This is a genomic window from Actinosynnema mirum DSM 43827, from assembly GCF_000023245.1.
Taxonomy (GTDB): Bacteria; Actinomycetota; Actinomycetes; order Mycobacteriales; family Pseudonocardiaceae; genus Actinosynnema; species Actinosynnema mirum.
In genome coordinates, this window is sequence record NC_013093.1 from 2,911,018 (window position 1) to 2,923,447 (window position 12,430).

General features: G+C 70.5%; 11 protein-coding genes. 8 read left to right on the forward strand and 3 right to left on the reverse strand.

Going from position 1 to position 12,430, the window contains the following annotated elements:
- Positions 1 to 94: 94 nt before the first annotated feature.
- Positions 95 to 1,135 carry a LacI family DNA-binding transcriptional regulator gene (locus AMIR_RS12890; protein WP_015801403.1) on the forward strand — a complete coding sequence of 347 codons (1,041 nt, stop codon included), beginning with the start codon at positions 95 to 97 and terminating at the stop codon, positions 1,133 to 1,135.
- A 119-nt stretch (positions 1,136 to 1,254) separates the two neighbouring features.
- Here the strand turns inward: AMIR_RS12890 and AMIR_RS12895 are convergent, their stop codons facing one another.
- On the reverse strand, positions 1,255 to 2,517 hold the full coding sequence (locus AMIR_RS12895) for a hypothetical protein (protein WP_015801404.1): 1,263 nt from the start codon (positions 2,515 to 2,517) through the stop codon (positions 1,255 to 1,257).
- Positions 2,510 to 3,130 carry an RNA polymerase sigma factor gene (locus AMIR_RS12900; protein ID WP_015801405.1) on the reverse strand — a complete coding sequence of 207 codons (621 nt, stop codon included), beginning with the start codon at positions 3,128 to 3,130 and terminating at the stop codon, positions 2,510 to 2,512. Before AMIR_RS12900 ends, AMIR_RS12895 begins: the two co-directional genes overlap by 8 nt.
- A gap of 284 nt (positions 3,131 to 3,414) precedes the next feature.
- Between AMIR_RS12900 and AMIR_RS12905 the strand changes: the two genes are divergently transcribed.
- The 7 genes from AMIR_RS12905 (at position 3,415) to AMIR_RS12930 (ending at position 10,909) form a co-directional block, all read left to right on the forward strand.
- Complete coding sequence (locus AMIR_RS12905; RefSeq protein ID WP_049796816.1) at positions 3,415 to 7,269, forward strand: PPE domain-containing protein; 3,855 nt, start codon at positions 3,415 to 3,417, stop codon at positions 7,267 to 7,269.
- A gap of 16 nt (positions 7,270 to 7,285) precedes the next feature.
- Complete coding sequence (locus AMIR_RS35600; protein WP_015801407.1) at positions 7,286 to 8,149, forward strand: hypothetical protein; 864 nt, start codon at positions 7,286 to 7,288, stop codon at positions 8,147 to 8,149.
- A gap of 91 nt (positions 8,150 to 8,240) precedes the next feature.
- A complete protein-coding gene (locus AMIR_RS12915) occupies positions 8,241 to 8,690 on the forward strand; it encodes a hypothetical protein (protein WP_015801408.1) in 450 nt (149 codons plus the stop codon).
- Between the two features lie 39 nt (positions 8,691 to 8,729).
- Complete coding sequence (locus AMIR_RS12920) at positions 8,730 to 9,164, forward strand: hypothetical protein (protein ID WP_015801409.1); 435 nt, start codon at positions 8,730 to 8,732, stop codon at positions 9,162 to 9,164.
- The gene (locus AMIR_RS40185; protein ID WP_187313507.1) at positions 9,161 to 9,301 is read left to right on the forward strand and encodes a hypothetical protein; all 141 of its coding nucleotides are present in this window, start codon (positions 9,161 to 9,163) and stop codon (positions 9,299 to 9,301) included. The genes AMIR_RS12920 and AMIR_RS40185 overlap by 4 nt, the downstream gene beginning before the upstream one ends.
- A gap of 372 nt (positions 9,302 to 9,673) precedes the next feature.
- Entirely contained in the window at positions 9,674 to 9,934 is a 261-nt protein-coding gene (locus AMIR_RS12925; protein WP_015801410.1) for a hypothetical protein, read from the forward strand.
- Positions 9,935 to 10,279: 345 nt separating this feature from the next.
- Positions 10,280 to 10,909: a hypothetical protein gene (locus AMIR_RS12930; protein ID WP_015801411.1), complete on the forward strand. Its 630-nt coding sequence runs from the start codon at positions 10,280 to 10,282 to the stop codon at positions 10,907 to 10,909.
- Positions 10,910 to 10,985: 76 nt separating this feature from the next.
- Here AMIR_RS12930 and AMIR_RS12935 read toward each other — a convergent pair whose 3' ends face one another.
- The gene (locus AMIR_RS12935) at positions 10,986 to 12,350 is read right to left on the reverse strand and encodes a glycoside hydrolase family 10 protein (RefSeq protein ID WP_015801412.1); all 1,365 of its coding nucleotides are present in this window, start codon (positions 12,348 to 12,350) and stop codon (positions 10,986 to 10,988) included.
- Positions 12,351 to 12,430 lie beyond the last annotated feature (80 nt).

The window sequence follows — 12,430 nt, forward strand, 5'->3', positions numbered from 1 at the left end:
AACTCGGGAACCGACAACGATGTCACGCGTCGGAACGGGGGAGGACCGGGCGCGATGCCGCGCGGGTCAACGCTGACCCTGGGGAGGAGCAGGCGTGAGTGCGAACCGCAGGACCCCGCTGGAGCCGGGAGTGCGCCGCCGCGTCTCCATGGCCGACGTCGCCGCGCTCGCGGGGGTGTCCGCGCAGACCGTCTCCCGCGTCGCGAACGGCCACGCGAGCGTCGTCGGCAGCACCCGCGAGCAGGTCCTCACCGCCATGCGGGAACTGGGCTACCGCCCCAACAGCGCCGCGCGGGCGCTGAAGTACGGCGAGTTCCGCACCATCGGCGTCATCCTGTTCACCCTAGCCACGGTCGGCAACAGCCGCACCCTGGAGGCGATCGTCGCGCACTCGGCCGCCGAGGGCTACGCGATCACGCTCATCCCGGTCGCGGTGCCCACCCAGGACGGCGTGCTGGGCGCGTTCACCAGGCTCGACGAGCTGGCCGTCGACGCGGTCATCGTGATCATGGAAGTGCACCTGCTCGACGCCGCGACCGTGACCCTGCCGCCCGGTGTGCAGGTGATCGTCGTGGACTCGAACGGCGGCGACCGCTACAACGTGGTCGACACCGACCAGGCGCACGGCGCCAGACTGGCCACCAGGCACCTGGTCGACCTGGGCCACCGCACCGTCTGGCACGTCGCGGGCCCCGAGGAGTCCTTCGCGGCGGAGCGCCGGGCGCAGACGTGGCGCGAGACCCTGGAGGAGGCGGGTCTTCCGGTGCCGCCGCTGCGCAGGGGCGACTGGTCGGCGGACTCCGGCTACCGGATCGGCCTGGAGCTGGCCGAGGAACCGGGCTGCACGGCGGTGTTCGCGGCGAACGACCAGATGGCCCTGGGCCTGCTGCGGGCGTTCCACGCCAAGGGCAAGGTGGTGCCGCGCGACGTGAGCATCGTCGGCTTCGACGACCTCCCCGACGCGACCTCCTACATCCCGCCGCTGACCACGGTGCACCAGGACTTCACCGAGGTGGGGCGGCGCTGCGTGGAACGGGTCCTGCGCCAGGTCAGGCACGAGCCGCAGGAGGTCGGCACGAGCCTGGTGCCGACCTGGCTGGTGCACCGCGAGAGCACGGCGCCGCCACCCGCCTGAGCCGCCGAGAAGCGCATGGGCCCGCGCCTGTCCCACGGCGTCCGCCTGGTCGCTGTCCCGCCCCCGGAGTGAGCCGGTCGCGCGCCGCCCGCTGAGCGGCGCGCGACCCGGATGGCCCGCTACACCGGCGCCACCACGCGCCCGACCTCCCGCCCGCTCGCGTCGCGCGTCACCAGCTCCGCGCTCGCCGCACCCCGGTCGTCCACCGCCAGCAGCTCGCTCACCAGCACGAACGACCCGCCCGACACCACCGCCGCAACCGGCGGCGCGCCCGGCGTCACCAGCTCCACGCTCGTCACCCGCCCGTCCAGCACGAGCCCCACCAGCGCCCGCGACGTGGACTCGGTCTGCACCAGCCCGGACTCCGGGTTCAGCTCGGAGGTGAAGCTGTGGAACACCGTCACCCCGATCACCCCGCCCCCGCGCACCCGCCCCGGACTGAGGTTCCCCTCCTCCAGCAGCGGCTCGTGCGCGGAAGGCGCGTCGTCCGGTGAGCACACCGCGAGCAGCTCGCCCATCCGGGCGATCTGCACCGACTCGCCCACGCGCACCGGCACGTCCGGCCCGGCCGTCCAGAACTCCGGGTCCACCAGCGGCGCCCGCCCGTTCCGGCAGGTCCACGGCGTGCCCGCGCCCGCGTCCGCCAGCAACCGCCGCTCCGCCACCGCCGGAGGCGTCAGCGGCTCCTCGACCTGGACCTCCGCCGAGTCGCGCACCTCGTACTGGGCCACCAGCCCGCTCCCCGGCCGGAACTCGGCGGGCGCCAGGAAGATCCGCCCCGCCCGCGCCGGGTAGGCCGACCCCTGCCCGTCGAACAGCCCGAACGGCCGCTCGTCGGCCCCGGTGAACCCGGCGATCGTGCCGTTGGCGGTGGTGAACGCGACCGCCAGCGAGCCCGGATCGGCGACCGGCCCGGTCCAGCTCGTCGACTTCGGCGTGCGCTCGCAGAACAGCACCCCGGCGGGCGTGTCGTAGACGGTCACGACGACCCCGAGGTGCTGCCCGGTGACCAGCCGCGTCCACCCCTCGACCGGGGGAATCCCGTCCCCTTCCGGGCGACAAACGGGCTCTTCGCTCGACGGCCCCGTCTCCACCCGGTAACGCTGGTTGCTGTCCGGCATCAGCAACTCCTGGACCGGGGACGGCGGCTCGCTGGAGCCGGCCGTCCCGAGGTCGGTGCGCAGCTCACCGACCAGGGCCCCCGCGAGTCCCGCGCCGACCAGCGCGAGCGCACCCACCACGGCCGCAGCCGCAGGAACCCGGCGCGGCGATTCCGCCATGCCCTCGCGCAACCGCAGCAGCGCCGCGTCGCGCGTCGCCTCGGGCAGCCGCCGCCCCGGCGGGGCGAACTCGGCGTCGTGCTCGGTCCCGTGCTCAGCCACGGTCGTCCTCCTCGGTCAGGTCGCGCAGACGGGCGCGGGCGCGGGCGACGCGGGAGCGCACGCTCGCCTCGGTGATGCGCAGCAGCTGCGCGGCGTCGGCCGTGCCCACCCCGCCGAGCAGGCACAGCCGGGCGATCTCGCGCTCGGAGCGGGGCAGCCGGTCGACCGCGGCCACCACCCGGCGCAGCCGGTCCTCGGCGGCGTCCGCGTCGGCGACCCGCTCGGCGTGGTCGTGCTGCGGCGCGGGCGGTCCCACCAGGCGCAGCACCTGGCGCAGCCGCGAGCCGGAGCGGTGCTCGGTGCGCACCAGGTTCGCGGTCACGGTGTACAGCCAGGGCAGCGCGGAGTCGCGGGTCAGCACCACCTTGGCGCGCGAGCGCCAGGCGGCGAGGAAGACCTGCGAGAGCAGGTCGTCGGCCGCCGTCCACGAGGCGGTGAGCCGGTGCGCGTGGTTCCACACGGCCTCGGCGTGCCGCTCGAACAGCGCCGTGAACGCGGCGCGCGCGGGTCCGGCCGGGCCGTGCGCGGCGCGCCGCCACAGCTCGGCGTCGCTCTCCGGTTCCGCTCGCGCGCTGTCGGGTGGTCCCGCGCCGGGTTCCGCGCCGTCCACCACCTCTGAGGTCCGTCCCCTGGTTCCGGTCGTCACACCCGGCTTGAGTGTCCGGGCGGGGTGAGTGCTGCGTTGCTCTGGTGTGACGTGGCGCACACTCCACTGTGAGGTGATCACTGTTCCCGCTGATCGTGAATTTCCGGCGTCTTTTGACGAAACGCGGTTGCTCTGCCCCCTTTTGGGTCAAAATCGTGCCGCACGTTCGGGTGACGCACGTCGGAGTGGTGACCGACGCGGCCCGACGGCGACCGAGGGGGCGGTTGGCTGTGGCTGGCGAGAATCCACTGGTGGCGCAGGCTCCGGCCGAGCCGGACGGGCTGTTCAACGCGGGGACCGGCGACAACGGGTGGGCCACGGGCATCTCGTTGGCCGAGTCGGCGATGGACACCTACAAGGGCTTCGCCGAGGGCAACTGGATCGAGGCGGGCCTGGGCACGGTGGGCCTGGTCGCGGACGCGGCCTCGCTCGCGGTGGACCCGTTCGGGACGCTGCTGTCGTCGGCGGCGTCGTTCCTGATGGAGCACATGCAGCCGCTCAAGCAGATGCTGGACTGGCTCGCGGGCAACCCGCCGGTGATCGACTCCTACTCGCAGACGTGGAACAACGTCGCGCAGGAGCTGAAGGCGGTCGCGGAGGACTACGCGTCGGCGGTGCGCACGGGCACCGAGGGCTGGACCGGCCCGGCCGCCGAGGCCTACCGCCGGAGCGCGGCCGAGCACGGCGACGCGCTGTCGGGCGCGGCGTCGGCGGCGGGCGCGGTCGGCACCGTGGTCGGCCTGATGGGCATGGTGGTGGCGTTCGTGCGCGAGTTCGTGCGCGACCTGATCGCCGACCTGGTGGGCAAGCTGATCGCCTGGGTGCTGGAGGCGGTGTTCTCCCTCGGCTTCGGGACGCCGGTGATCGTGGCGCAGGCGATCACGGCGATCTCGAAGTGGGGCGCGCGGATCGCGGAGATCGTGCAGAAGCTGCTGAACACCATCAAGAAGGTCTCGCCGATGATCGCGAGGCTGGTGGAGGTGTTCGAGAAGATCGCCAAGGTGGTCGGCAAGATCGCCGGCAAGGTGACCGGCCTGGACGTGCTGCACCCGAGCAGCGTGATCCCCGGCGGTTTCGTGCGGCGTGGTGGCGGGGGAGGGGCGGACCTGCCGGGCGGGAGCGCTCCCGGTGGCAGGGGCGACGGCCCCGACGGTTCTGACGCCCCTGGTTCTCCTGATTCCCCCGCTACCCCTGGCGGTCCTGGCGCGGACACGCCGGGCTCCAGCCGCCCGACCACGAACACCCCCGCCGCGGACACCCCCGGCGCCACCGCCCCGCGCACCGACACGTCCACCGCCGACGCGCCGGGCGCCTCACCCCGCGGCACGACTCCGGAACCGGGCGCCCCGAGCCGCGCCACCCAGCCCGACGGCGGACCCACCCCGTCGAGCCGCCCCGCCGCGGACACCACGACCTCCTCGCACGCCCCGGTGGACACCCCGACGTCGTCACCCCGCCGCGACGTGGGCGACCCGATGCCCGGCGCCCCACGCGCAGGCCGCGACCCCGACCTGCCCGCGGGCAACCCCCCGTCCGGCGCGCCTGCCCACCCGAACACCCCCACCGGCGGCGGACCCACCCCGCGCACCGACACCCCGTCCCCCGCGCCACGCGGTCAGACCACAGCGTCCTCCTCGACCCCGGACGCCCCGCCCCGCCCGACCCACCCCGCGGCCCCGCAGCACACCCAGCCCTCCCAGCCGCAGATCCCGACCCAACCCACCCACGCGGGCGGCACCCCCTCGTCGTCGGCGGGCACCCCGAACACCACCGCGTCGGGCGCCCCACGCCAGGGCGGCCAGGGCTGGACGGGCACACCGGGCCACCGCGGCGACCTGAACTCAGGCGCCCCGACCACCCGCACCCCGGACCCCACCCGCCCCTCGAACCACACCCCAGGCCACACCGGGACGAGCACCGCAACCCCGCCCCCGCACACTCCCGCAGCCCCGCCCCACGGCACACCGGGCACCCCGCACTCCCCGAACCACGGCACCACCCCAAGCGCGAACACCCCGAACCACAGCACCACCCCGAGCGGAACCCGCCCCACCGCCCCACCTCCGGACGGCGCCCGCCCCCGCGCGGCAGACCCGTGGACCCCGCCCCGCCAGGACGCCCCGCACCGCACCCCGGACGCAGGCCGCCCGGACCCCTCACGCCCGGACGCAGGCCGCCCGGACGCACCCCACCCCGCCCAGAACCGCCCCGACGCGCACCACCCGGACTCGAACCGCCCCGACGCGCCCGACTACGGCGTCCACCCCCACCACGACACCCCGACCATCGACCAGGCCCACGCCCACCACGGCGAAACCACCCCGTCAGGCGTCTCCCACCACCGGGGCGACCCGAACATGGGCGACCTCCCCCACCGAGTCCTCCCGGACCCGCGCTACTTCACCGCCGACGTCCACATCACCCCCGACGGCCGAGCAAGAATCGGCAACCACACCTACACCCCGGAGCAGTACGGCGACCTCCTGCGCCGCACCGGCTGGGACGGCCGCACCCCGATCCGCCTGATCGGCTGCGACGCAGGCTCCAACACCTTCGCCGACCGCCTCTCCCGCCACACCAACGCAGACGTCCTGGCCCCCACCAAACCCGCCTGGACCGACAACGCCGGCCGCGTCTACACCAGCGACGCCGAGGTAGGCCCAGACGGCACCCGCCGCCCCAGGATCCCCCCGAACGGCGAGTGGAACACCCACCGCCCGGACGGCACCACCACCCGCGCTGGCGACGACGGGTACGTCCCAGGCACCCGTGACACCGATCGCGCCGACCACGCGGGCCCCGACAACGCGCGGGACCGCGCTGCACTGCCCGGTGATCGAGCCGTGCCCACCCATCAGGACATCGACTGGCAGGAACCGCAGCACACCAGGACCGATTCGAGAACCGTCCCCTCGGGACAGCCGTTCTACCACCCGCCAGCGCACACCCCGGACCTCGAGCCTCGGACCAGGTACGAGATCACCGACAGCGATGGGCGCAGGACGACGGTTTACACCGATGACTCCACCCCGCCTCGCGTCACCCACGTCGATGCCCACACCGACAACACGCGCACGGGCCACCCCGGCGGTCCGATCTCGAACCCGGATGCCAGTCACACGCTGCCCGATGTCGAGTACCGGGTCCACACGGATGGGGAGCCGTTCACCTTCCGCACGGACGACACCGGCAGACCGCGCTTCGACCTGGACAACTTCGGTCTTCCTGACGATCCCAAGTACCTGCCGGGTGGGTCCAACTACAGGCGGGTCGACGGGTGGGACGCCACCTCGTCCTCCTTCAGCAATCGCGCCGATCTGGAGCCCGATCACCGGTACGAGGTTCACCGGACCACACCTGAAGGCGCGAGGCTGCACGGCGTTTTCCACACCTCGCCGGAGGTCACGCCTGACGGCAGGTCGCAGTTCACGCACATCGAAACCTGGACGGACCAGAACCCTGAGCTGGGCAACAGGGACACCATGCGGCGCTACGTGCCTGCGCTCGACTCCAATGGTGACCCGATCCTGGACGCGAACAATCAGCCGGTCCTCAGGGAAAGCGCTGGGCTTCCGCTGGCGGAGACCCGCTACCAAGTTGGCGATCGAGTTTTCCACTCCGACGCTATCGGCAACGCTGCAGTGTCCTTCGAGCCTCATTACGGTGATCCACACAAGGTGAGTCGTGATGATGTCGTGCAGAGGAGGGTGGGTCACTACGGGAATGTGGATCACGGTGGCCAGTGGCGTGGTGGGCACACGCAGGATCACGTGTCCAGTTCGGTCAACGAGGCCGTCGGCCTGCACACGCAGGCTTACCGCCAGAACAACCTACTCAGGCCGACCACAGATCCCCTGAGCACGTACAAGGACAGCTGGCGGCAGATGGAGATCGACCGCAAGGCGGCGCACGACAGCGGCGAGAGGATCGAACGCGTCCGCGTCTGGGCGAGTGAGGCCAGTGAGGGGCGGACGCCGGACCGGCACTACGTTGTCGAGCAGCGTCTGGACAAGGCGACCAACCAACCTGTTGTCCACTACAGGAGTTTCCAGAATGTCTCAACCGGAACCCCCAGCGCAGCCTCAACGACAGGCGGAACACCTTGATGGCGTCGGCGAACCGATGGTGAGCAAGGAAGAGCGCCAGGATCAAGCCGGACGTGCGCTCGACTGGGTCGGTGGCAAGCTGCTCACGGTCGCGCCGCCGGGGTGGGCCGTCATGGATCTGAAGGTGTCGTTCGCGGCTGACGTCGAGGACTTCACCTTCGCCACCGTGCTCGGTGACGGGTCTTTCGTGCCCGTGGAGATGCCCGAGGAGGTACGCGCTCCGTTCGTCGACCTTCGTCACTTGCTGCACGAGCCCGGAGCGGGGACCTGGTTCTCGATCCGCTTCACCATGACCCCGCCGGACCACTACCGCGTGGACCTCAACTTCGAAGTCGATCCCGTCTGGGATCCGCCGATCGATCCGTCAGTGCTGGCCGACGACCTGCTTCGGTGGCCGCGCACTCCGGAGAACACCCCGCGCTGGGCCTTGGAGGCGATGGGCATCGAGCCGCCTGCCCTGCCTGACCGGGTGGACTACGAGGAGCAGGCGAACCAGGTCAAGCGGGTCGCCAACCAGTTGCGCCAAGTGCTCCCTGCGGGGTGGTCGTACGCGCAGGTGCAGTTCCGCGAGATCGGTGACCACACCGAGGTGGCCACGCTCGTGCAGAACACGGTGGGCGTGATGAGTCGGTGGACCCCGCCACAGGCGGTGGCCGATCGGTTCCACGAGTTGCGCACCATGACCCGACGCACCGAGCACGGTCCATGGTTCTCAGCGAAGGCCGAGCTCTTCAGCGACGGTCGGGAAAAGGTGTCCACGAACCGCACCGACGAGCCGGTTTGGGGCACTGAGCCTTCGGCCGAGTCTTACCTCGTGGAACTGGGGCTTCCCGGTGCGGAGAGGGCTCCTGACTGGCTTCGCGCTCGTTCGAACTCCTGATCTGCGCAAACGATTTCTGCGCTTATGGCAGTGGCTCAGAGTTTCCTGGTGGGAAGCTCTCGGCCGCTGCTCTGCCGATAGGAGTTGGTCGATGCACCTGGAGCGGGCTGTCACGGCGCTCGCGGCCGAGGCGCCCCGTGGGTGGACGAGGGTCGACGTGGATGCCCACCTCTGCACGATGATCCACCTGTTCGGGGTGCGGGTCAGTTCCGACGGTGGGGGCGAGCCTCTGTCGATGCGGTTGCCGAAGGTGGTCGGCAACGATCTCGTGCGGGCGCGGCGGCTGATGTACGAGCCGGGGCGGGGGACGTGGTTGTCGGCGAGGTTGACGGTGTTCCCGGATGGTGAGCACCAGATCGGGTTCAACTTCGACGAGGAGCCCGGCTGGAAGCCTCCGCTGCACCCGGTCGCGTACGCCAGGGATCTGGAGGCATTTCCGCGCGATGACGAGCACGTCCCGGCTTGGCTCCGGGAGCAGTTGCGGCTCGCGGAGGTCGCTGAGGCCGAGCACCAGGCGCAGAGCGCCCCGCCGAGCGCGTAGCGCGCCCTCGGCAGCGCTGAACGGAGAGGACCGCCGGGCATGGCGAAGCGGCAGAAGCTCAACCCCTTGCAGCAGAAGGAGATCCTGGACGAGGTGACCGGGATGGTTCTGGACGCCTTGCCGCAGGACTGGGATTACCTCGAACTTCAGCACCACCAGGTCGGCAACCACATGAGCCTGGCGGTCGGGCTTCGCGTCGCGGGTGGTTGCGGTAGGAGGTGGGACACGGCGAACGAGGTCTGGTACCGCTTTCAGGACCTGCGCAGTGGGATGTACTGCGAGGGGCAGGGGACCTGGTTCAGCCTCCTCTACAGGCTCGAACGGCCGGGTAGGTACTCGGTGAGCTACGAGTGGGAGCAGGAGCCTGCTTTCTCCGCGGTTCCGCCTCCTGGCGAGATCGCTCTGGAGTTGAGGCGCTTTCCGCGTGATCCGGAGTACGTGCCGGACTGGTTCCGGGTGCGTTCGAGGGCTTGACGTCCGGTGATGGGCGGGGTGAGACGTTAGGCGTCGGGGAGCAGGAACGGGTGCTGGCCGCGATCACCGAGCGGTTGGCGTTCGAGTTGCCCGCCGGGTGGAACCACGTCCAGGTCGTATACGGGGCTGTTGGCTAGCACACGGCGTTATGTGGGTTGTTGCGCATGGAGACCATTGGCTTGCTGGCGTGACACCATGCCGGACTTCGTCACGCCGCCGCCTGTTGAGGTGTGCCTCCGTGAACTGGAGTTGTTCCCGCGTAAAGAGAAGCACGTTTCCGACTGGTCCGAGTGAGATGTTGTTCCGGGAGTTTCGGAGAGCGGGGAGCGGTGGTTGTGAGCGAAGTTCTGGGGCCGGGGGAGCAGCAGGAGATCGTTCACGAGGTCGGTGGGGGAGCTGGTGTCCGCTGCGCCTGAGGGGGGCGGTGGCTCCAGTTGTCCTTCCGGTCCACGGTTGGTGTTGATACCGCTACGTTCCTGTGAGCGGATGAGAGCGGTGAGCGGCGCAAGATGGTACCGCCTGTGCAGGCCATGCGGCTGCTCAAGCGGTTGCGCGGTGGGATGTACGTGGAGGGTGTGGGGACGTGGTTCACCGCTACCGTGACGGTTGAACCGCCGGGGCGGTACCGGGTCGAGTACGACTACGACAGCGAGCCGGGTTTCATCCCGCGGCTCAGGGGGAGCGCGTACGCGTTGGACCTTGAGCACTTTCCCCGTGCGGAGGGGAAGATTCCGGAGTGGTTGAAGCGCAAGCTCGCGTTGGAGGCGTAGTCAGGTGGTCGTCGAGGTGGCGCGTCACGACTTCAACCACCTGGCTTACGAGAGTGGCCTCGCGTTCGGCTTGGAGGGGCGAGTGAGTAAGGCGGGCGCAGCCGGAGCTCAGTTGGTGTGTCGCGCTCGCTCCTCCAGCGTTGACGTACATGGCGTACGACGCTGAGTTTCCTGCCTGATGGGCGTGAAGGTGCCCATCATGTGACCTGACAGAAGGTCACTCTTTGGAGTATTTGTAGCTCTTTCTAGCTAACTGCGGTCTCTGTGTGTAATGGGCAAGCGGGTTCACCGATGGGTTTCGCGTAAGCGCAAAATCCGACGTCCTGCTCGCCCAGGAGTACTCCCATGATCGCCTCCCGTCCTCGCCCGCGCACCACGACGGCTGTGGCCGCCCTGCTGTTCCCGCTGGCCCTGTCCGCCTGTTCCAGCGGCGCCTCGGGTGGCGGATCGCCTGCGCCCGTGCCCTCGCCGAGCGGCACCTCTCCGGCGCAGGCGACCACCTCGTCGTCACCGCGCGCCGCTCTCACGGCACAGGGGTTCCTGCCCAAGGAGGTCGGCCAGGCGGCAGGCATCGACTGCGCGAGCGACCTCGAATCGTGCAAGGTCAAGTTCACGGTCGACGAGATCGAGGTCTCGCCGGAGTGCGATGAGTTCGGAACGCCCGCGTCCGACGGGAGGAAGACGTTCCTGCTGCACGTCTCGCTCACCACCGGCGAGATGAGCGAGAACGGGAAGAGCGTCGCGCCTCTGCTGTTCAACCCGTACTCCCTCAAGGGAATCGGTGACGACGGGTTCGTGCACGACGCGCTGCCCGGCAGCTGCGCGGGCTACGACGGCCGGATCTCCAACGACATCTTCAACAACTCCAAGTACACCGGCAAGGTCGAGGTCGAGCTCCCCGCGTCGACCACGTCCATCGCGTCCGCTCACGACTTCGGTGAGAATCGCGGCTGGGTCTGGAAGATCCCCGCCTGACAACGGGAGCCCGAGAACGTGAACGGGGCCCGGCGCGCCAGTGCGCCGGACCCCGTGGAGAACGTCAAGAGCCAGCTCAGCCCGCCGTGCAACCAGGCGTCAGCGTCCCCGCGCTCCCGGTCCCCTGGAACCCGAACTCCGTCGACTGCCCCGCCGCCACCTTCCCGTTGTACGCGGCGTTCCGCCACTGCACCGCGCCGCTGGTCCCGGTCCGCTCCGCGTTCCACGACCCGGTCACCGACACCCCCGACGGCAGGTTCGTCGTGACGTTCCACGAGTTGATCGCCGCCGACCCGGCGGTCACCTTCACCGTCGCCACGAACCCCCCGTTCCACGAGTTCAGCGACACCGTCGCCGTGCACCCCGCCGGACCGCCGGGCGTGGTGGTCGTCGTCGTGGTCGACGTCGGCGGCGTGGTGCCGCCGTTCAGGGCGGCCAGGACCGACGTGTACGCGGCCTTCTTGTTGCCGCTGCCGTCGAACAGCAGCGGGGTGCCCGAGGCTCGCCAGGAGTCCGTGTCCCTGATGCCCCACACCGTGATCCCGTTGCACCGGGCCACCGCCAGGCACGCCCGCGTCACGCGGTCGTAGTTGCTCGCCTGCGCCGAACCCGAGCCCTCGATGTCCAGCTCGGTGATCTGCACGTCCACGCCCAGCGCGGCGAAGTTCTCCAGCGTCGTCTGGTAGTTCGACGGGACCGGGCTCGCCGGGTTGAAGTGGGACTGGAAGCCCACGCAGTCGATCGGCACGCCGCGGGTCTTGAAGTCCTGCACCAGGCGGTACACCGCCTGCGTCTTGGCGTGCGTCCAGTCATCGGTGTTGTAGTCGTTGTAGCAGAGCTTGGCGCCAGGGTCCGCCGCGCGGGCGGCGCGGAACGCGGCCTCGATCCAGTCGTTGCCGGTCCGCTGCAGGTTCGAGTCGCGCCTGCCGCCGCCATCGCCGTCGGCGAACGCCTCGTTCACCACGTCCCACGAGTCGATCTTGCCCCGGTAGTGCGTGGCGACCTGCGTGACGTGGTTCAGCATCGCCGACCGCAGCGGCGCGCCCTCCATCGACTGCATCCACCCCGGCTGCTGCGAGTGCCACGCCAGGGTGTGCCCGCGCACCTTCATGCCGCGCGCCGCCGCGTGCGCCACGATCCGGTCCGCGCTGGTGTACGTGAACTGCCCCTGCGTCGGCTCGGTCGCGTCGAGCTTCATCTCGTTCTCGGGCGTGACCGAGGTGAACTCCGAGTTGAGGATGCCCGTGTAGACCGAGTCGCTGAGCTTGTGCGCGGCCACGGCGGCCCCGAAGTACCGGCCGCTCTCGGCCGCCGACGCGCCCAGCGTGGTCGCCGCCTGCGCGACGGGCGCGTTCACCAGCAGCGCGGCGCCCAGCGTCGTGACCGACAGCAGGGCGGCGCCCAGGGCGGTCCTCGGAACTGACCTCGATGTCAGCTTCATGGTTCAGCACCTTCGTGGGGGAGGAGTGGCTGAAAGTTTTAGGAGTCTTAACCGAAACATATACTGACCGAACTTGCTCT